Here is a 19,704-nt window from a genome sequence, read left to right as displayed (position 1 = left end):
TTTTAAAGTTTTATATTTCCTAAGCCACCGTCAAGGCCGATTATTTGTCCTGTCATCCAGGAACTTTTTTCTGATAAAAGAAACGCTACCAATTGGGCGCTGTCTTGCGGTGTACCAATTCTTTGCAATGGATGTCTTTTCGCCGAAGCCGCACTCTTTTCATCTGTTGAAAGCAATTGAGCTGCGAGCGAAGTATCTGAAAGCGAAGGTGCAATTACATTAACGCGGATATTTGCCGCTGCCAGTTCAGCTGCCAGACTTTTAGCAAAACCTTCAATAGCTCCTTTACTCGCCGCAATTGAGGTATGAAATGGCATTCCTACTTTTGCTGCAACCGTTGAGAATAAAACGATACTCGCTGATTTCGATTTTTTTAAAGCCGGTAAACATTTCTGAATAATCCTTACCGCTCCCATAAAATTTTGATTAAAATCTGCTAAGAAATCTTCTTCTGTTAAGCGATTAAAAGGTCTCAAATTAATGGAACCTGGACAAAAAACAATTCCGTGCAATTCATCGGGCAAAGATATCTCATTAAGGTCATCTTTAGCAACATCCAATTCAAAAAATTGCGTATTTAACTCGTCTAATTCAGGAGTTGTATTTCTAGAAATCGTATACAGATTTTCATTTCGTAAAAGTCGTGCAGTCTCCAGTCCAATACCTTTTCCGGCGCCAACAATCAATATGTTATTCATGTTTTTTATTTTTTATCTTCTTACATTTCTCACTACAGTACTTTACTGCTTCCCAATCTTTTTCCCATTTTTTTCGCCACGAAAAAGGTCTTTCGCAAGTCAAACAAATCTTCGTTGGAAGATGTTCTTTTTTTATATTTTTCAAAACTGTTTAAGGCTTTGCATAAGGCAGTTGACTCAAAAAATCACTGGTATAATAAGCATCTAAACCACCGCTGAGCAGCAAATCAAATGGTTTCACCAAACCGTCTTCCGCCAATCTATTTTTGGGAATATGAATTCGCTCAATACTTCCAATCACCATTTTGGTATTATTAATTTCAATATCTACAATTTGCTGAAATTTCATTTCAATTTTAATTTCAGCTTCTTTTACGAACGGAGAAAAACAATGTTCTAAATATTGGGGTGTTAAACCTGTAGCTTCAAATTCAGATTGCTCCTTCGGATATCTTGCGGAAGTTTGATGCGCTTCTTTCATCCATTTTTTATCCAAATAATTAAGCGTGTAACTTCTAGTTTCTTTGATATTTTCTAAAGTATCACGCTCGACAGAATGCGGTCGGGAGATAAATCCAAACAATGGAGGATGCGCTCCCAAATGAATTAGCGAATTAAAGATCGCAACGTTTTCCTGACCATCTTTGGATTTTGTTCCAATCAAAGCAACCTGACGAATTCCCGCTAAAGAATTGATCAATTTGGTGCGAAACAATTTTTCACTTTCCAAAATATTTTCCTGACCGAATGTCAAAATTTCATCCTGATGCATTTTATCTTTTGCTAATTTTATTTCCAGAAATCGTTCTTTGTCGGGTACATTTAAACCGATCAATCTCACTATTTCTTTTGAACAAATGCTTTTGACTTACACCCGAATTAACGCGTGCCCGCCACAAATTAAATGAACTTCTTTTCAGTTCTTTTCTCATCAAAGCGATCACGTCCTTTTCTGCCAATGCAAACTGGTAAGTGATCGCTTCAAAAGGGGTTCGGTCCTCCCAAGCCATTTCAATGATCCGGTCAATTTGTACTTCTGTGAAACTCAATTTTATTGAAAGTTTTTATAATTATTAATGATGATATTCTCAGATTGAAGATCGTGCATCAAATTGTACAAACCAAAAAATGTTCGATTCATATAAATGAAATGTCTTGATCCACGGTTGGCATTTCTACCTTTCATCTGAGTGTTCTTCGCATATTTCTGTCCGAGATCTGCAATCGCCTCGAAAAATTTTCCATCAGAGAAATCAAAGTTTTCTTCCTGAAATGGCGTGGTGAATAAATACAGCAATTCATAAAATATTTCCGTAAAAAATTGCTTCTCGTCTTCAGAATCATCTAATCTGATGATCTCTAATTCCAACAATTTGGCATCCAAAAATTCTTTGTTATCTAAGTTTTCCCGAACCGACAGTTCAAAATATGGGATATAAAAATCTTCTGGAATGCTTTTCATACAACCAAAATCAATGGCAATTAAAGTTCCTTCTTCAGAAACTAAAAAATTCCCCGGATGTGGATCAGCGTGCACTTTGCGCAACTTATGAATCTGGAACATATAAAAATCCCATAAAGCCTGCCCAACCTGATTAGCTAAATACGGGTTTTTATTTTCCTCGCAAAAAGTGGATAAATGTTTGCCATGCATCCAGTCCATCGTAATAATTCGATCATTAGAAAATTCTGGATAGTAATTTGGGAAAGCAAGATTAGGCAAGTTTTCACAACTTTGTCTGATTTCTAAACTTTGCGTGATCTCTAAATTATAATCGGTTTCCTCCAATAATTTATCTTCAACTTCTTTGAAATATTGATCCGAGTTTTTTCCTTTAATATTAAACATTTTCATCGCAATAGGTTTCACCATCGCTAAATCAGACGAAATAGAATCTGAAACTCCAGGATACTGAATTTTCACAGCCAGTTCTTTGCCATCTTTCATCGCTTTATGAACTTGTCCAATACTCGCAGCGTTGGTAGAATCAGGTTCGAAATGATCAAATAATTCGCTGGGTCTTTTGCCAAAATAATTTTTGAAAATCTTGGCTACCAAAGGCGCAGACAAAGGCGGCACCTGGAACTGAGATAAGGAAAATTTCTCCACATAAGCAGCTGGCAAAATATTTTTCTCCATGCTGAGCATTTGGGCAACTTTTAGAGCGCTTCCTTTCAATTCTTTTAACCCGTCATAAATATCAGTTGCATTATTATTATTTAGGTTTACCTTGGCTTCCTCTTCGCTTTTGGTAATTTTTTCACCGTAATATTTTAAGTAATTCACGCCAACTTTAGCTCCGGTAGAAATTAATTTACTGGCGCGTTGAATTTTACTTGTAGGTATTTTATCTAATGTTTTCATTATTTGCTTTTTGCTTCTTTAAAAAGAAATTTTCCTAAATCGATTAACTTCTTCAACGGTTTGACCTCAAATAGTTCAAAACTCGTATCAACGGACTTCTCAATAAATATATCGGTTTTTTCAAAGTTGGGACTGGTATCTTCAATCCAAAATTTTAAGGTTGCCATAAAATGACCCCAATATAATTCTTCAATGCCTTTATTTTTGAAGCGTTCCATTTTCTCCATTCGGTCATTAACATTGTCCATTAGTGGTTCAGAAATATTTAGTGACCTAATAAAACGCTGAAACTCTCTTTTCAAAGACCACAATTTTTTCACGTTTTCTAAATTGTTTTTGTCTTGCCCAATGAGGTAGATCACCAAACTTCTATTTAAAGTAAGTTGCTCGAAAAAAGTATAATAAAAAGAAAGCAATTTGTTTTTAGCATGATCCATATAATAGGAATCTTCTGCCGTGATCAACATGATACTTTGATCCATGAAAAATCTAAGGTAATCTGCTTCTAGCTGGTCGAAATTAGCATAGAAAGAATAAAATTCTGATTCAGTTAAATCATGGTCGTCACAGAAGGTAAATACATTGAGTGGCTTCTTATTATTTCTAAGAACATACTTTGAATAAAGATCTAATATTTTTTCCTGAGTTAATTCTGTATTTTTCATATCTTGGTTTAAATTAAAGTACAAATTTAGTAAAAATATTTTCTATTTTCAAAATAAAAGTATATTTTTGTTCCATTATTTAAAACATGAAAAAAGTAGTCATTATAGGATCCGGATTTTCAGCACTCGCTTCTGCCTGTTATATGGCTAAGGCAGGCTATTCTGTTCAGGTTTTAGAAAAAAACGAACAGTTGGGAGGTCGTGCTTCCCTATTAGAAATTGATGGGTTTAAATTCGATATGGGTCCAAGTTGGTATTGGATGCCAGATATTTTCGAGCGGTTTTTCGCAGATTTTGGTAAAAAAGTTTCAGAATATTATCAGTTAAAGAAGTTATCGCCAGGGTACAGAGTGGTTTTTGGTAAAGATGATTACATTGATATCTCTGACGAACCTGAAAAAATCATCGCAAAATTCGAAGAAGTTGAGACAGGAAGTGGTAAACATCTTCGAAAATTCATGGAAGATTCCCGTAAGAATTATGATATCGCGATGAAAGATTTGGTTTATAATCCTGGAAAATCTTTGTTAGAATTAGTCAGTTTAGAAACGGCTACCCGATTAAATTTATTTGTTCAAAATATATCTCAAACCGTTCGCAAGAATATTAAAAATCCAAAGCTTCAAAGTATTTTAGAGTTTCCTGTTTTATTTTTAGGTGCAAAACCTCAGAATACGCCAGCGTTCTATAACTTTATGAATCACGCTGATTTTGGATTAGGAACCTGGTATCCGAAAGGTGGATTTAATGCTGTTGCTTTAGGAATTGTGAAACTCGCTAAAGAATTAGGGGTTGAATTTCATGTCAATCAAAATGTTCTTGAAATTGAAACTGAAAATAATAAAGCAAAAAGAGTTAAAACAAGTACTGATTCGTTCGAAGCTGATTTGGTAATCTCTGGAGCAGACTACGCTCATACCGAGAAATTATTAAAAAAGGAGGAGAAAAATTATAGCGATGACTATTGGCAGAAGAAAGTTTTCGCGCCTTCGTCGTTCTTATATTATGTAGCCTTTGATAAGAAAGTTCCGGAACTTCAACATCACAATTTATTTTTCGATACCGACTTCGGACAGCACGCAGTTGATATTTACGATGAACCTAAATTACCAAAGAAACCTTTGTTCTACGCTAATTTTTCTTCTAAAACAGATTTAGATCTGTGTCCAGAAGGCAAGGAAGTTGGATTCTTCTTAATTCCGGTAGCCGTAGATCTAGAGGACAACCAGGATATCCATGATCGATATTTCGAATTAATAATGGATCGGGTACAAAAAAACATTGGCGTAGATTTACGCAGTTCAGTTCTCTTCAAAAAAAGTTTTGGCGTACAGGACTTTAAAGAGCGGTACAACTCTTGCCGTGGTAATGCTTATGGCCTTGCCAACACTTTATTACAGACTTCTATCTTACGACCGAGCATCAGTAATAAAAAAATAAAAAATCTTTTCTACACGGGTCAATTGACCGTTCCGGGACCCGGAGTTCCGCCAGCTTTAATCTCTGGAAAGGTAGTGACAGATTACATTATTCAACATCAAAACAAAATATTCTAACCATGAATAATTTAGAAATTTTTAACGCATTTTGTGGACAATCTTCCAAGATGGTTACCGAAAAATACAGCACCTCTTTCTACAAGGCGTCTTCCCTATTTCAGCCAGAAATTCGTCAGCACATTTATAATATTTATGGTTTTGTACGCTTGGCGGATGAAATTGTAGATACTTTCCACGATTACGACAAAGTAAAATTAATGGCGGAATTTGAAAGAAACTATCATTCTGCAAAAGAAAATGGTATTTCATTAAATCCAATTTTACACTCGTTTTGTTTGACTCAAAGGGAAAAAAATATTCCACAGGATTTGGTAGATGCCTTTCTACATTCTATGAAAATGGACCTGGGTGAAATCAAAGATCTGAATGACGAAAAATACAACGAATACATTTATGGTTCAGCCGAAGTTGTTGGATTGATGTGTCTTAAAGTCTTTGTTGATGGCAATGTTCCAGAATACGAAAGATTGAAACCTTACGCTCAAAGTTTGGGTGCAGCTTTCCAGAAAATTAACTTCTTAAGAGATATCAGCGCTGATTTTATTGATCTTAACCGAACTTATTTTCCAGGGGTTGATTTCAATAACTTTTCGGCACAGGATAAGATGGAAATTGAGAAAGACATTGCCAGAGATTTTGCCCACGCAAAAACCGGAATTAAAATGTTACCAATTTCTTGTAAATTAGCAGTTTTTATGGCTTATAAATATTACTTCAATTTATTTAAAAAAATCAGAAAAACAAAACCAGAATTACTCTTAACAAAAAGAATACGCGTTTCTAACGCTAGAAAAATGTATCTTTTTGGAGAAATGATTCTCAATAAAAATTTGAATTTACTTTAATGAAAAGACTTACCTTCCTATTACTACTAATAATTTCTACTCTGATGTTTTCTCAAAATTTAAAAGAATATCGAGCCTTGTTACAAACAGGTGAAAAATCAGAAAAGTCAGCTAAAACTTTGATTGACAAATCAACTACGGCTTACAAAAATTCGAAAGAACCAGTCTATCTGGGATTTCTAGCAGTGGGAAAATTTTTTATGGCAAAACATGCCTTCAATCCTTTAAAGAAAATGTCGTATTTTAATGAAGGAAAAAAATTAATGGAAAACTCTTTAAAAGCAGAGCCAGACAATCTGGAGGTTAGATTGATGCGTCTCATTACGCAAGAAAGTGTCCCAAAAATTCTAGGATATTCTCAAAATATTTCAGAGGACAGAACGTACTTGACGCGTTCCTACAAAAACACAACCGATGAAGATTTAAAAGTTTACATCAAAGATTATTTAAAATTATAAAATGGAAATTATAGGATATTTATTATTAACAGCAATTGTCGTAGTTCTGATGGAAGCGGCAACTTGGCTTACTCATAAATTTATAATGCATGGTTTCGGATGGTATTTGCATGAAGATCATCATCAGCCAGGTTACCCGCATGTTTTTGAAAAGAACGATGCTTTTTTCATCGTTGGTGCAATCCCCAGCATTCTGCTCTTTTGGTTTGGAACAAGAGGTGGAATCAACTATTTGTTCTTTATCGGATTAGGGATTTTAATTTACGGAACTCTTTATTTTTTAGTTCATGATGTGCTAATTCACCGCCGTTTCAAATGGTTTGATAAAACCAATAACTGGTATTTAAAAGGGTTAAGAAAAGCGCATAAAATGCACCACAAGCATTTGGGAAAAGAAGAAGGCGAATGTTTTGGAATGTTGTACGTTCCAATGAAATATTTTAAAGAGGCGCGCATGTCAACTGTTAGAAAATAAGGTCTTTTATCTGATAGCATTTTTCTCAAAACTTTAAATAAAAAAAAATTGAATCGTCTGGAAGCATTTCGTATTATAGAATTGCTTCACCAGATGATGAATTACGATTCAATAGTTATTGTTAAAATAACGAAATCTCTCCACTATCAATGAAAATTAACATCACTAAACAATCTGGAATTTACACTTTAACTTCCGAACAAATTTTACCTCTTTCATTAGAAAAAGCGTGGGAGTTTTTTACGTTGCCTACCAATTTAGATAAAATCACTCCGGGTGAAATGGAGTTTCGTATTACCAATAATCCACCCAACAAAACGTATAAAGGACAAATCATTACTTACAAAATCGGAATTCTACCCGGAATCAGTTCCAATTGGGTTACCGAAATTACGCATTTAGAAGATCGACAGTTCTTCGTAGATGAACAGAGATTTGGACCCTACGCAATGTGGCACCATGAACATCACTTTAAAGAAATTTCAGAAAATGAAGTTTTGATGACGGATATCGTGAATTATAAGATGCCATTTGGCATTTTAGGAGATTTATTTGGTGGTAAATTAGTAACCAATAAAGTGAAATTTATTTTTGAAAGCCGTTATACCATTTTAGAAAAATTCCTTACTTCATGAAAATATTACTTACAGGCGTTACCGGCTACATTGGCAAAAGACTTCTCATACAATTATTAGAAGAAGGTCATCATATCGTATGTTCTGTAAGAGATAAAAATAGATTTGGTCTTAATTTATTTAAAGAAAAGCTCAACCAAATCGAAGTTATTGAGAATGATTTTTTAGATGAATCTACTTTAAATAATATTCCAAAAGATATTGATACCGCTTATTATCTTATTCACTCTATGTCTTCCAGTGACGGAGATTTTAAGGAAAAAGAAAAAACTTCAGCCGATAATTTCCGCGTAGCTTTAGAAAACACCAATGTTAAACAGGTGATTTTTCTAACTGGAATTATCAATGAAGAAAAGCTGTCCAAACATTTAGAATCAAGAAAAGCGGTTGAAGCAGCTTTAGCCAGTTCCATCTACGGTTTAACAAGCCTGCGAGCTGGAATTATCGTTGGCTCCGGAAGTGCTTCTTTTGAGATCATTCGCGATCTGGTAGAGAAATTACCGGTAATGATAACGCCGAAATGGTTGAATACGAAATGTCAGCCTATTGCAATTCGAAATGTCATCCAGTTTTTGGTGGGTGTTTTAGGAAAGGAATTTACCTATAATCAAAATTATGATATTTCCGGAACTGACGTCGTTACCTACAAGCAGATGTTGCTGCAATATGCGGAAATACGTGGCTTGAAACGTCATATTTTCATTGTTCCTGTAATGACGCCCAGATTATCTTCTTACTGGTTATACTTCGTTACTTCAACGAGTTATTTTCTCGCCGTAAACCTGGTTGACAGTATGAAGATTGACGTTGTTGCCTACAAAAACAATCTAGCCGAAAAATTAGATATTCATCTTTTTTCTTATCAGGAAGCAATTCGTTTGGCTTTCGATAAAATTAAACAAAATGATGTTTTGTCCAGTTGGTTTGATTCGTTTAGCAATCAGTTTCACAGCCGAAAAGTTTGGCAATATCTAGAAGTTCCCGAAGAAGGTTGCTTTAAAGATATTCGCGACGAAAAAGTGGATGATGAAGAAAAAGCATTTGATCGTGTTTTCAGCATTGGTGGAAAAACAGGTTGGTATTATGCCGATTTTCTGTGGAGAATTCGCGGCTTTTTAGATAAACTTTTTGGTGGCGTTGGCCTAAGAAGAGGACGACGAAATATGAACAGTTTAGAAGCTGGCGATTCTGTCGACTTTTGGCGCGTTCTTTATGCGAATCGTGAAGAAAAAAGATTACTGCTTTTCGCTGAGATGAAACTTCCGGGGGAAGCCTGGTTAGAGTTTAAAATAAAAGATGGCGTACTCCATCAGGAAGCAACTTTTCGACCGCTTGGTTTATCGGGAAGACTGTATTGGTATTCTGTATTGCCTTTTCACGGATTGATCTTCAATGGAATGCTAAAGAAATTAGCTGGGAAATAATCGTATTCAGGAAAATAAAAACTTGCCACTTTGCTGCATCATTTTGGTTAAATTACCTAAAGTTAAAAAATCAACCCGTTAAAGTAATCAATACAACAAAGGCAAGTATAAGAGACTGATCTCTTTTCATCATGTGTCTTAGAATCGGGTGCAAAGATAATGGTACTACTCTATTTTAAAATTAACATATGTTAATTTCGTCCTTTTTAAATCGCTCTGCCCTGATTCGCGAAAGATGAACTGCAGAGATATTGAACCAGGATGCAATATGCTTCAGAGGAACCACCTCTAAGTATTTCTTAAAATAACTTTCCACATGTTCATAATTCGTGCTGGCATTGTTAAAATGAATGTTGGTTGTAATTTTGAATAAATTGAGAAAATGATCCTCCATAATTGCAATACCTAACAAGGCCCATTCGTGATGGGTCATATAAAGATTAACGAGAATTTCCCTGTCAATAGAACAAATAAGGGAATCTTCATAAATATGAATATTGCATTTACTTGCCAATTGTAAATTAAAACTTTCGTAATCGGTCATAAAACTCATTTCCGGCTCTAACCAAAGTGTTTTCTCTTCACCATCTTCGTCCAGAAAATAACACCGACTGATCGATTTTTCGACAAAAAAGACTTTTTTGCAAACTTCTCCTGATCTCACAATATTCTCACCCGCCTTGCAGTCCGATAATTTAAATTGATCTAAACCTATATTTAAAACCTCTATATTGAAATCTGGTTTATAGGATAATATTTTCTCTCTAAGCTTCTGCTTGAATCTGGTACTTGCCATTTTCTTAAATTTTATTCAACTCCAACTGAATCGTCGCCACGTCCGTCTGCAACAGCGGTGGCGTTTCCGTTTTCATCGATGACGATCATTTCTGTTCTGGCTATTTGCGCCGTTTTCTCGATGGTATAATTATTTTTTTCTAAATCCAAAATCGTAGTTTCAGGAAAGTTTTTTTCTACCAAAACACTTTCAGGCAACCACTGGTGGTGAAATTTCGGCGAATTGACGGCCATATTTGGACTCAGTTTAAAATCGATAATATTCACGATCGACTGGTAAACAGCCGTAGGAATTGTAGTTCCACCAGGAGTTCCGACGATGATATACGGCTTGTTATTTTTCATCACAATCGTCGGCGTCATCGAACTTAACATTCTTTTCCCCGGTTGAATGGCATTGGCTTCACCACCAACTGCTCCAAACATATTAGGAACTCCAGGCTTTACGGAGAAGTCATCCATCTCATTATTTAGTAAAAATCCTGCTCCTGAAACCACCACTTTACTTCCGTATAAACCATTGATGGTTGTGGTAACCGACACCGCATTTCCTTCTTTATCGATAATTGAAATGTGTGTAGTCTCAGTAGATTCTCTGGGTTGCGAAATTATTTTCCCAACAGCTGAACTTGGTGTTGCCTTATTCATCGTGAACGATTTCCAGCGGCTTTTCAGATACTGATCAGAGATTAACATTTCCGTTTGATCTTTAATGAAATTAGGGTCGCCCATATATTCTGCTCGGTCTGCGAAAGAACGACGTTCAGCTTCGACCATAATTTGCACGGCTGGAGTTGAGTTTTGCTGGTATTTTTCTAAATTTTCAAAACTGCTCATTTTCAACATTTGCGCTAACAGAATTCCACCACTTGAAGGCAAAGGCATCGATACGATCTCGGTTCCTTTATAATTAAAAGAGATCGGTTTTCTTTCGACTACTTTGTAGTTTTTCAAATCATTTAAAGTGATGATTCCGTTTCCGCGTTTCATTTCATCCACAATAAGTTGAGCGGTTTTTCCTTCATAGAAACCTTTTGCGCCATTTTTCTGAATTAACTTTAAAGTCGCTGCCAATTCTTTTTGAATTAAAAGATCACCTTGTTTCCAGGGCGTTGATTTTTGAAAGACGGTTTTGTTTTTATTATGTTGATGAAAATAATCCATTTGATTGTTGAGTAAGCTGGCTTCTCTTTGAGTAACCGCAAATCCTTGTTCTGCCAAATCAATCGCGGGCTGAATCAATTGGTCCATCGGAAGTTTTGCATGCTTTAAGGTAGCAAAAAATCCAGCTACGGAACCCGGAATTCCCACCGCTAATCTTCCATTTTGAGAAAGATCCGTATTGGCATTTCCTTTTTTATCGAGGTACATATCTCGGGATGATTTCTCTGGAGCCGTTTCCCGGAAATCAATGGTGAATTTTTCGCCATTATTTTTAACGCCGACCAGAAATCCGCCACCACCAATATTTCCAGCTTGTGGATAAACGACCGCTAAAGCATATTGGGTAGCAATCACTGCATCATAAGCATTTCCGCCCATTTTCATGATCTTTGCGCCAGCTTCACTCGCTAATGGATGTGCAGAAACGACCAAACCTTTATTTTTGGTGTGAATCTCTTTTATGATATTAATATCGGTGAATTGCGCAAAGGCAAACTGGGAAACAACTAAGAAGGATAGAAACAGTTTTTTCATTTGGAAAATAATTTTATCAAAAATAAGGAATTCTAATATAAAAACGGAGATTTATAATGAAGTCCTGAGTCACGACCCGACTTGAATGAAGCTCATTTTTTTAGCGCTGGAACTAGAAAGGCAAAAAAATAGCGGGAATGGAAGGCGGAAAAAGTCGCCCAAAAAATTATTTTGTGAATAGTATTTCTTTTCAGACTCGATTTTATTAAATTTGCGTCAAATCTAAAATCTAAAAATGGAATCGCAAACGGAAAAAATTCTTATCACCGGAGCCCTCGGACAAATTGGTACCGAACTCACCAATCGATTAGTTGAAATTCATGGCGCCGAAAATGTGGTCGCTTCCGGCCTTGACCGTTGGGATAAAAACCTGACTTCCGCTGGATTCTATGAAAGAATGGATGTGACCAATACGCAACTGGTTCGACAGGTCATCAAAGATTACGGCATTACGACCATTTATCACCTGGCTTCTCTCCTATCTGGAACGTCTGAAAAACAGCCGCTTTTTGCGTGGAAACTCAATATAGAACCTTTGCTGCAATTTTGTGAAATGGCGAAGGAAGGTTTGCTTAAGAAAATTTTCTGGCCAAGTTCTATCGCCGTTTTTGGAACAGGAATTCCGAAAGAAAATGTAGGACAAGAAGTGGTTTTGAATCCAACAACTGTTTATGGAATTTCGAAAATGGCGGGCGAAAAATGGTGCGAATATTATAACACTAAATTCGGTGTTGATGTACGAAGCATCCGTTATCCCGGTTTGATTTCCTGGAAAACGCCAGCTGGCGGTGGAACAACTGATTACGCAGTAGAGATTTTTTACGAAGCTGTGGAAGAAGGAAAATACACCAGTTTTATTTCTGAAAATACCGGAATGCCGATGTTGTATATGAGTGATGCAATCAAAGCAACGCTTGATCTGATGGCAGCTCCAAAAGAAAGCTTAACCGTTCACACTGCCTATAACTTAGGTGGAATGTCTTTCACACCGAAAGAATTAGCCGAAGAAATTAAGAAAGAGATCCCTGAATTTACGATTGATTATAAGCCCGATTTCCGTCAGCAAATTGCGGATTCGTGGCCAGCCTCGATCGATGATTCGGTAGCCAAAAAAGATTGGGGACTTTCTTACGACTACGGCATTACCGAAATGACGCAAGATATGTTGACCAATTTAAAAGTGAAGTTGGCAAAAAATTAAAAAGAACGTTTCTTCTTTATTAACAAGGAAAGAAAGTTCAGTTCAATAATCATCTGTAAAATCAAAGGAAATAGCGTTTCTGGATTTTGCAGATTTTTTTTATACTTTCACCAAACATTCTTATAACGAAATGATTCTACTGACTTTTAATATTATTAATCCTGATCGGGCATTTAAAAATGTTGCAGGGCTAAGCGACGAGGAACTTTTAGAACTTACCATTCAGAACACCAAAGCGATCTTACGAAGTTTAGATAATAAAGAAATTCGTGCGACCTTCTTCATTGAAATTTCGCTCGTTTCTAACCTGGAGAAATTAATAAAAAAAATAATTGCTGACGGTCATGAAATCTCCTTCTATAATATCGATTCTACTTTAAGTCAATTGGAGGAAATTAAAAAGTGGACCGAAGATCTTATCGGCAAACAGATCCGCGGAATTAGAATGAAAGAAAACGACTTTCTTTTAAGTGAGATCCATAATTTACGGTTCAGTTATGTTTCTCTGGATGAAGATACGGCTTTGATTTTTCCCTTTAAAAGGTTTGAGCGAAAAGCATCTTTCACTGAGCAAAATGGATTGAGTATTCTGCATGAGAGCATTTCCCGTTATTCCCAAATTCCGTACAATGATTTTATTTTTCAGATCACTCCTCTTTCTTTTTATGAAAGCATGGTGATTGAAACCATTAAAAAAGATGAGTTTGTGTTTGTTTATCTGAACTCGTGGCAGTTCACTGATTTTGAGAAAAAATCATTTGACGTTTCATTTTATAAAAAATACAATTCCGGTAAAAAACTGCATGACAAATTAGATGATTTTTGCAACTGGATGATTGAAAATGAACTCGCCAATGCTCGGGTCAAAGATTTTGCATTTTAGTGTGTCAATGCTTTCTATATCTATTTTTTTCATATTATGAAATGCTTACCTAAAAGTTAAATTCAATAAAGACTAATTAAAAATACGTACAAAATTTTGCATAATAAGTTTATTTAACCTATTTTTGAAATACGTTTAACTAAATTATACTATTATGAAAAAACTTTTACTTTTCGGTTCCTTGCTGGCATTGCCTTTTACCGCGTACGGACAAACCTATTTTTATGATGATTTTAATGACAAAGATGTCTCCAATTGGACTCGGTATGATGTTGATGGCGATGGGAATCAATGGGCAGATATCTTTCAAGTAACTGATACTGATGGAACGCCCGTAACACCAGTTTCAATGATTTCCAGATCTTGGCAAGGTTCACCTTTGACCCCTAACAACTGGATTGTATCACCGGCGATCGACCTTACCGCTGCCACGGGCGTTGTCAATCTTTCCTGGAAAGTACAATGTGCCGCCCAAACATGGGATACCGAAAAGTACTCGGTATATGTTTCTACCTCAAGTGATATGGCTACTTTGATGGCCTCTCCAGTTACTTTCTCAGAAGTTTATGATGATCCGGCAAATGAGGGAACTTCCTATTTAAGAATGCTGGATGTTAGCAGTTTGGTAGGTCAAACGATCTATGTTGCGTTCCGTCATCATGATGTTACAGATCAAGATTTTATTTCGATTGATGATGTTAAAGTTGCTGCACCAGCAACGATCGCTCCTGACTGTGCAGCTCCGGTAGCACCAGCAAACGGTTCAACTGAAGTTGCGTATAATTCTGTCAACTTAACCTGGACTGCGCCAACGGCTGGAGCTTCTGTAGATTCTTATGATATTTATTTGGATAAAAATCCAACACCTACAACGCTGGTTGGTAATTCTTCTGGACTAAGCTTCACAGCAACTAATTTAGATGCGTCGTCAACCTATTACTGGCAGGTAGTTCCTAAAAACACGGCTGGTTCTGCAACTGGTTGTGCAATCAGTTCATTTGCAACTTCTGGTGCAATTTACTGTAGCGCAGGTGCAACATCGACCAGTTTCGAAAAAATATCCAACGTAACTTTTGCGGATATCAACAATAATTCTACTTCTCCGGCAGGTTACGAAGATTTCACCCAAGTGGTAGGTAATGTTACAGCAGGTGAAACTTACACGTTTACCGCTAGCTTCTCTGGTAACTCTTACTCAGATGATCAAGTACTGGTTTGGATCGACTATAACAACGATAAAGACTTTAATGATGCAGGCGAAGAAGTTTTGGTAACTCCGAAAAAAGCATCACCGTGGACAGGATCGATTACCATTCCAGCAAATGTTGCTTCCGGTCAGGTAAGAATGAGAGTTAGAATGCATGATTCTTCATTAACTCCTAACGTAACTCCTTGTGGAACTTCTAGTTTTGGACAAGTTGAAGACTATACTTTAAACCTTACTTCATTAGCAGTTTCTAATGTAAACAAAGCTCAAGTTAAGGTATATCCTAACCCAGTAGTTGATGTATTAAATATCGAAGCTGACTCTAAAGTTAGCACGGTTCAAGTATTTGACCTCACTGGTAAAGTAGTTTCTTCACATGCTTTAAATGCTGTGAAAAACCAAGTGAATCTTAGCAAATTAACTCCAGGAGTTTATGTTGTTAACATTCAAACTGAAAAAGGAATTCAGTCAGTGAAAATTGTTAAAAAATAATACTGATCAATTTCAATTATAGGAAGGTCTGCACTCGTGCAGACCTTTTTTGATGACTAAAATTAAAGCCGATTAAGCGAAATAAACCGTTAAAAAATTATATTTTTGCAGTATGCGAAGTCTCTTTATTCTTATTCGCCAATCCATCAAAAATTCTTTTGATAACATTCACAACGAAAACCTGAAGCACAATTTGCTCCAGGCAATCCCATTTTGGATCGGTTCCTTCATCACCGGAGTTTTCGCCGTTTTTTATGCACAACTTTTTCAGTGGGGAGAAAATCTGATGCATGCTATGATGAACTGGCACAGCTGGCTTATCTTCATCGTATCTCCAGTTGCATTCGTTCTGTCCTGGTGGTTGGTGAAAAGATTTGCTCCGTATGGTAAGGGAAGCGGAATTCCGCAAGTAATGGCTGCCGTAGAATTAGCAAATCCAAAGGAACATTATAAGATCTCTAAATTACTGAGTATCAAGATCATCATCTTCAAAGTCTTGTCCTCCATTGTTTTAGTCATTGGTGGTGGCGCGGTTGGTCGGGAAGGTCCGACGATACAGATTGCAGGATCCGTCTTTAGGAAAGTGAATGAATATTTACCCGAATGGTGGCCCAAGATCTCTAAGAAGAATATGATCATGACCGGTGCTGCGGCCGGACTTTCCGCGGCGTTCAATACGCCATTGGGTGGGATTGTTTTCGCCGTAGAGGAACTTTCAAAAACGCATATCAATTATTTTAAAACCGCTTTATTTACGGCGGTCATCATCGCAGGTTTAACCGCCCAAACCTTTGCAGGCTCTTATCTATATTTAGGATATCCGAAAACAAGTGACATCAGCATGATGATCATCTTTCCAGTGATTTTGACTTCTGCCGTTTCCGGCATTTTCGCCAGTCAGCTATCGCGAATAATGATCAGCATTAGTAACTGGAAAAAAAGACTGAAAACGGATCGTTCCAATATTATCTTTTTGGTAATCTCCGCTTTAATCATCGCTTCTCTCGCCTATTTTATCAATCAAGAAATCTTAGGTTCCGGAAAAGGAATTATGCAAAGAGTATTATTCACCGATAATAAAAACGAAGCCTGGTACATGCCACTATTTCGAATGATCGGTCCGGCTTTATCGTTTACCTCAGGTGGCGCGGGCGGAATTTTCGCTCCAGCTTTAGCCGCAGGTGCAAGTATGGGAGCGGTGATTGCAGGCTGGATCAATTTAACGCCACATGAAACCAACGTTGTTATTTTAGCAGGAATGGTTGCCTTTCTAACCGGGATTACCCGTGCACCATTTACTTCTTCCATCATTGTTTTAGAAATGACCGATCGCCACAGTTTGATTTTTTACCTGATGCTGGCTGGTATGGTTTCTTCACTAATTTCTGTTTTAGTCAGCAAACATTCACTTTATGACCAGTTAAAATTGATGTATCTGGATGAATTACGGAAATAATAGGGAGCCATAATTCCGTTCTTTCTTCCACCTTTACACCAGCTATCTACTGTATTTGCCTGCCGACAATCATGTTTTTTTCCGTTGTTTCTCCACAAAAAGGATGTCGTTCCGATCGGCGCTACCATCTCGGGCAGTTCTTTAGTTGGAAATAAATTAGGGATAAAATGAAACCGTACATTTACCTTGACCAACATTACTTTAATTTTGTTTGTAAAAAGAATCAGCTGATTAATTGCTGATCGCTTAGAGAAAAAATTTATAAATGATGATAGTTGCGTATATTTGGGAGTTAGCATCAATTTTAGATACGTCTGCTTTCAACTAAAAACAGAACAAAAAATACATTTCAATATTTTAGATGAAAAAATATATTTATATCTTATTATTATTTTTACAACCAGTAATAATATTTGCGCAGTTTGCAAAAATTGTTGACAAAGAAGGTTATGTAAATATTCGCGCAAGTGCAAATTCTAACAGCAAAATAATTGCAACAATTCAGTCAGATCAAATTATCTTTATTTCTAGCAAAGGGAATGAAAATGAAAATTGGTCTCAAATCAGCTATCAGCAAAAAAAAGAAAATGTTTTCTCAAAATATATTTCAGGGTTTATTCATAATTCAAAACTGAAACAAATTACTGAATATTTACTTATTCCTTCAGTTGACAATAGTGAAAAAGGAACAGTTTTTATTTGTTGTAATGTAGAAGTAGAAATTAAATCTGGAAAATTTGATTTTCAAAAAAACAAAATATTTTTCAAGAAATTTAACGGCTATATAACCTATAAAGACAAATACGCATTTGGAACCTTGGGAAATTTTCCGCCTAAATTAAACTATTTATCTATAACTGGAAATATAGAACAAATTCATTTCGATGTACCAAAAAAAGAAATCGAAAATCTTTTTGATTTAAACAATGATTTATCAGAATGCTATTATGATAAGGAAACGAAAACATTGTATATAATTTTAAATAATTCAGACGGCTCGGAATCTTATAATGTTCTATTCGAAATTAAAAACGGAAAATACAAAGGAATGACTACATATGATGACTACTAAAAGAAACTATCGTTAAAAAGATATTTTTAGGTAGGAAGTTTCCGTTGAAGATTTTAGCGATTAATTAAGTTTTTAAGAAGCAGAAAGATTTCGTATTTTTATCCCACCTGCAGAAATACCCAACCGTTGGAGGCAATCCCCCCTATACCACCGAATTGACTTCTCAAGCTAACGTTTGGTAGTTATGAGAAATATTTTCTAATTTTATTATGCTCTTTGCAAGGCCGATTTTAAAACTGTTGCGTAATAGCACGGGTGCAATCCTGGTTGAGATGTATGTGATGACTTCAGTGGCGGTCTGATTGATCAGAACCCCGTTCAGAATATTTTTTTTAGCCTAAAGAACATCTCCTTAGAGTATTTTTAATCATTAATTTTTGAAAATATGAATGAGAACAAAATTTCAATGGAAATTGTCAATTCAAATGCAGCAGGAATTGATATTGGAAGTCGCTCACACTGGGTTGCGGTTGGCCAAAAAGAGGAAGATATTAAAGAGTTTGGTGTTTTCAATGAGGACTTGAAAAATTTATCAAATTGGTTGAAAGAAAAGAACATTCAAACAGTTGCCATGGAAAGCACAGGAACCTATTGGCAAACACTTTATGCTATCTTATTGGCTGATGGATTCCAGGTTATTTTATGTAATGGTAAATTTACTAAAAACATAAAAGGCAGAAAAACAGACGTTCAAGACTGTCAATGGATTCAAAAACTACACAGTATCGGATTGTTAACAGGTAGTTTTCTGCCCGATGAAACTACCGAAAAACTCCGTACCTATTGTCGTCATCGAGCAAATTTATTAGATTCTGCAGCCAGCACTTCTAAAAAAATGCAAAAATACTTACGCCTACTCAACCTCCGATTGGATGTGGTGGTAAATGACATTTGTGGTTTAACCGGACTTCTCATTATTCATGCAATTTGCAACGGAGAAACAGATGCCTTAAAATTAGCAGAATTAAGACACGGTAATTGTAGAAAAACCGAAAAAGAAATTGCAAAAGCACTTCATACCAATGGAAGAGAAGATTATTTATTTGCCCTGAATCAAGAGCTTGAAATGTATGAAGTCTTGCAAAGTAAAATTTCACAATGCGATGTAGAAATTGAGAAAATATTAAATACAACAATTGATCAAGACAACAATAAAAAAGAACACCACATAGAACCTAAAAAGCACAAAAAAATCAATAAGAATACTCCTAAGAATATCGACCTAAATTTAATGGCTTATCAATATTTTGAAGGCGTAGATTTACTGGCAATAGAAGGAGTTTCCTATTCAACCGTACTTTCTATAATGAGTGAAGTTGGATTGGAAGGCATCAAGAAATTCCCGACGGCAAAACACTTTGCAAGTTGGCTAAGATTGACTCCAAATAATAAAATAAGTGGTGGTAAAATACTTTCTAATAGAATCCCAAAAGGAAGTAACCGTTTAAAAATAGCCTTAAGAAATGCAGCAAATGCGATTGGTAATTTAAAAGATTCCACACCATTATCGGATTTTTTCAAGCGAATCAATTTTAGAAAAGGCAGAGTATCTGCAATCTCAGCAACTGCAAGGAAATTAGCAATGATTATTAGGAATATGGTCGTTAAAAATCAATCCTACGTCAATCCTGAAGGCTACTTATTTTTGGACGAAAAAAGAAAGCTAGGTTTAGTAAAAAGGATTCAAAAGCAAATCACTAAATTTGGTCTGACTAATGAAGATATCAGTTTCGCAACTAGCTGATTGTAAGTAAGAAATAAAAACGTTAGTCAGAA

At 35.9% G+C, this 19,704-nt stretch carries 20 protein-coding genes; 12 read left to right on the top strand and 8 right to left on the bottom strand.

Features of this window, described 5'->3' with window-relative positions:
• Positions 1-2: 2 nt before the first annotated feature.
• Genes ACEYOS_RS07650 through ACEYOS_RS07625 form a run of 6 tightly spaced genes read right to left on the bottom strand, consistent with a single transcriptional unit; the run spans position 3 to position 3,728 of the window.
• Entirely contained in the window at positions 3-698 is a 696-nt protein-coding gene (locus ACEYOS_RS07650) for an SDR family NAD(P)-dependent oxidoreductase (protein WP_373707750.1), read from the bottom strand.
• Positions 691-834, bottom strand: coding sequence for a DUF2256 domain-containing protein (locus ACEYOS_RS07645; RefSeq protein ID WP_373707778.1), 144 nt, complete (start codon positions 832-834; stop codon positions 691-693). Before ACEYOS_RS07645 ends, ACEYOS_RS07650 begins: the two co-directional genes overlap by 8 nt.
• A gap of 15 nt (positions 835-849) precedes the next feature.
• Positions 850-1,539 (bottom strand): flavin reductase family protein, encoded by a 690-nt coding sequence (locus tag ACEYOS_RS07640; protein ID WP_373748099.1) that lies wholly within the window; start codon positions 1,537-1,539, stop codon positions 850-852.
• Positions 1,472-1,708, bottom strand: a complete 237-nt coding sequence (locus ACEYOS_RS07635; protein ID WP_143853845.1) for a TIGR03643 family protein — start codon at positions 1,706-1,708, stop codon at positions 1,472-1,474. The genes ACEYOS_RS07640 and ACEYOS_RS07635 overlap by 68 nt, the downstream gene beginning before the upstream one ends.
• 41 nt (positions 1,709-1,749) lie before the next feature.
• Positions 1,750-3,063: an ABC1 kinase family protein gene (locus ACEYOS_RS07630; RefSeq protein ID WP_373707748.1), complete on the bottom strand. Its 1,314-nt coding sequence runs from the start codon at positions 3,061-3,063 to the stop codon at positions 1,750-1,752.
• Positions 3,063-3,728: a TetR family transcriptional regulator C-terminal domain-containing protein gene (locus ACEYOS_RS07625; protein ID WP_373797552.1), complete on the bottom strand. Its 666-nt coding sequence runs from the start codon at positions 3,726-3,728 to the stop codon at positions 3,063-3,065. Before ACEYOS_RS07625 ends, ACEYOS_RS07630 begins: the two co-directional genes overlap by 1 nt.
• A gap of 86 nt (positions 3,729-3,814) precedes the next feature.
• Here ACEYOS_RS07625 and ACEYOS_RS07620 point away from each other — a divergent pair, with 86 nt between their 5' ends.
• The 6 genes from ACEYOS_RS07620 (at position 3,815) to ACEYOS_RS07595 (ending at position 9,124) form a co-directional block, all read left to right on the top strand.
• Positions 3,815-5,284, top strand: a complete 1,470-nt coding sequence (locus ACEYOS_RS07620; RefSeq protein ID WP_373707746.1) for a phytoene desaturase family protein — start codon at positions 3,815-3,817, stop codon at positions 5,282-5,284.
• A 2-nt stretch (positions 5,285-5,286) separates the two neighbouring features.
• Positions 5,287-6,132 (top strand): phytoene/squalene synthase family protein, encoded by an 846-nt coding sequence (locus tag ACEYOS_RS07615; protein WP_373707745.1) that lies wholly within the window; start codon positions 5,287-5,289, stop codon positions 6,130-6,132.
• The gene (locus ACEYOS_RS07610) at positions 6,132-6,590 is read left to right on the top strand and encodes a hypothetical protein (RefSeq protein WP_373707744.1); all 459 of its coding nucleotides are present in this window, start codon (positions 6,132-6,134) and stop codon (positions 6,588-6,590) included. The genes ACEYOS_RS07615 and ACEYOS_RS07610 overlap by 1 nt, the downstream gene beginning before the upstream one ends.
• 1 nt (position 6,591) lies before the next feature.
• Positions 6,592-7,065, top strand: coding sequence for a beta-carotene hydroxylase (locus ACEYOS_RS07605; protein WP_373707743.1), 474 nt, complete (start codon positions 6,592-6,594; stop codon positions 7,063-7,065).
• Between the two features lie 149 nt (positions 7,066-7,214).
• On the top strand, positions 7,215-7,700 hold the full coding sequence (locus ACEYOS_RS07600) for a hypothetical protein (RefSeq protein ID WP_373707742.1): 486 nt from the start codon (positions 7,215-7,217) through the stop codon (positions 7,698-7,700).
• Positions 7,697-9,124, top strand: a complete 1,428-nt coding sequence (locus ACEYOS_RS07595) for an SDR family oxidoreductase (protein WP_373707741.1) — start codon at positions 7,697-7,699, stop codon at positions 9,122-9,124. The genes ACEYOS_RS07600 and ACEYOS_RS07595 overlap by 4 nt, the downstream gene beginning before the upstream one ends.
• Positions 9,125-9,305: 181 nt before the next feature.
• On the opposite strand, the gene ACEYOS_RS07590 is transcribed toward ACEYOS_RS07595, so the two are convergent.
• Positions 9,306-9,920, bottom strand: a complete 615-nt coding sequence (locus tag ACEYOS_RS07590; protein ID WP_373707740.1) for a Crp/Fnr family transcriptional regulator — start codon at positions 9,918-9,920, stop codon at positions 9,306-9,308.
• Positions 9,921-9,931: 11 nt separating this feature from the next.
• Positions 9,932-11,617 carry a gamma-glutamyltransferase gene (ggt, locus tag ACEYOS_RS07585; RefSeq protein ID WP_373707739.1) on the bottom strand — a complete coding sequence of 562 codons (1,686 nt, stop codon included), beginning with the start codon at positions 11,615-11,617 and terminating at the stop codon, positions 9,932-9,934.
• A gap of 235 nt (positions 11,618-11,852) precedes the next feature.
• On the opposite strand from ggt, the gene ACEYOS_RS07580 reads away from it, so the two are divergent.
• From ACEYOS_RS07580 to ACEYOS_RS07555, 6 genes are all read left to right on the top strand, one after another.
• Positions 11,853-12,818, top strand: a complete 966-nt coding sequence (locus ACEYOS_RS07580; protein ID WP_373707738.1) for an NAD-dependent epimerase/dehydratase family protein — start codon at positions 11,853-11,855, stop codon at positions 12,816-12,818.
• A gap of 130 nt (positions 12,819-12,948) precedes the next feature.
• Entirely contained in the window at positions 12,949-13,701 is a 753-nt protein-coding gene (locus tag ACEYOS_RS07575; RefSeq protein ID WP_373707737.1) for a polysaccharide deacetylase, read from the top strand.
• Positions 13,702-13,855: 154 nt separating this feature from the next.
• Positions 13,856-15,400 carry a GEVED domain-containing protein gene (locus ACEYOS_RS07570; protein WP_373707736.1) on the top strand — a complete coding sequence of 515 codons (1,545 nt, stop codon included), beginning with the start codon at positions 13,856-13,858 and terminating at the stop codon, positions 15,398-15,400.
• 112 nt (positions 15,401-15,512) lie between these two features.
• A complete protein-coding gene (locus ACEYOS_RS07565) occupies positions 15,513-16,856 on the top strand; it encodes a chloride channel protein (protein WP_373707735.1) in 1,344 nt (447 codons plus the stop codon).
• Between the two features lie 361 nt (positions 16,857-17,217).
• Positions 17,218-17,928 carry a hypothetical protein gene (locus tag ACEYOS_RS07560; protein ID WP_373707734.1) on the top strand — a complete coding sequence of 237 codons (711 nt, stop codon included), beginning with the start codon at positions 17,218-17,220 and terminating at the stop codon, positions 17,926-17,928.
• A gap of 385 nt (positions 17,929-18,313) precedes the next feature.
• On the top strand, positions 18,314-19,672 hold the full coding sequence (locus ACEYOS_RS07555) for an IS110 family transposase (RefSeq protein WP_373797551.1): 1,359 nt from the start codon (positions 18,314-18,316) through the stop codon (positions 19,670-19,672).
• Positions 19,673-19,704: the final 32 nt, after the last annotated feature.

The organism is Kaistella sp. (assembly GCF_041824135.1).
Lineage (GTDB): Bacteria > Bacteroidota > Bacteroidia > Flavobacteriales > Weeksellaceae > Kaistella.
Note: the sequence above shows the minus strand (reverse complement) of the source record. Positions and strands in the feature narration are given on the sequence as shown.

Excerpts from the sequence above, each read along its gene's own strand:
- ACEYOS_RS07570 (WP_373707736.1), top strand. The coding sequence starts at position 13,856 with ATGAAAAAACTTTTACTTTTCGGTTCCTTGCTGGCATTGCCTTTTACC.
- ACEYOS_RS07560 (WP_373707734.1), top strand. The coding sequence starts at position 17,218 with ATGAAAAAATATATTTATATCTTATTATTATTTTTACAACCAGTAATA.
- ACEYOS_RS07590 (WP_373707740.1), bottom strand. The coding sequence starts at position 9,920 with ATGGCAAGTACCAGATTCAAGCAGAAGCTTAGAGAGAAAATATTATCC.
- ACEYOS_RS07605 (WP_373707743.1), top strand. The coding sequence starts at position 6,592 with ATGGAAATTATAGGATATTTATTATTAACAGCAATTGTCGTAGTTCTG.
- ggt (WP_373707739.1), bottom strand. The coding sequence starts at position 11,617 with ATGAAAAAACTGTTTCTATCCTTCTTAGTTGTTTCCCAGTTTGCCTTT.
- ACEYOS_RS07555 (WP_373797551.1), top strand. The coding sequence starts at position 18,314 with ATGAATGAGAACAAAATTTCAATGGAAATTGTCAATTCAAATGCAGCA.
- ACEYOS_RS07650 (WP_373707750.1), bottom strand. The coding sequence starts at position 698 with ATGAATAACATATTGATTGTTGGCGCCGGAAAAGGTATTGGACTGGAG.
- ACEYOS_RS07610 (WP_373707744.1), top strand. The coding sequence starts at position 6,132 with ATGAAAAGACTTACCTTCCTATTACTACTAATAATTTCTACTCTGATG.
- ACEYOS_RS07600 (WP_373707742.1), top strand. The coding sequence starts at position 7,215 with ATGAAAATTAACATCACTAAACAATCTGGAATTTACACTTTAACTTCC.
- ACEYOS_RS07635 (WP_143853845.1), bottom strand. The coding sequence starts at position 1,708 with ATGGCTTGGGAGGACCGAACCCCTTTTGAAGCGATCACTTACCAGTTT.
- ACEYOS_RS07565 (WP_373707735.1), top strand. The coding sequence starts at position 15,513 with ATGCGAAGTCTCTTTATTCTTATTCGCCAATCCATCAAAAATTCTTTT.
- ACEYOS_RS07625 (WP_373797552.1), bottom strand. The coding sequence starts at position 3,728 with ATGAAAAATACAGAATTAACTCAGGAAAAAATATTAGATCTTTATTCA.
- ACEYOS_RS07630 (WP_373707748.1), bottom strand. The coding sequence starts at position 3,063 with ATGAAAACATTAGATAAAATACCTACAAGTAAAATTCAACGCGCCAGT.
- ACEYOS_RS07595 (WP_373707741.1), top strand. The coding sequence starts at position 7,697 with ATGAAAATATTACTTACAGGCGTTACCGGCTACATTGGCAAAAGACTT.
- ACEYOS_RS07580 (WP_373707738.1), top strand. The coding sequence starts at position 11,853 with ATGGAATCGCAAACGGAAAAAATTCTTATCACCGGAGCCCTCGGACAA.
- ACEYOS_RS07575 (WP_373707737.1), top strand. The coding sequence starts at position 12,949 with ATGATTCTACTGACTTTTAATATTATTAATCCTGATCGGGCATTTAAA.
- ACEYOS_RS07615 (WP_373707745.1), top strand. The coding sequence starts at position 5,287 with ATGAATAATTTAGAAATTTTTAACGCATTTTGTGGACAATCTTCCAAG.
- ACEYOS_RS07620 (WP_373707746.1), top strand. The coding sequence starts at position 3,815 with ATGAAAAAAGTAGTCATTATAGGATCCGGATTTTCAGCACTCGCTTCT.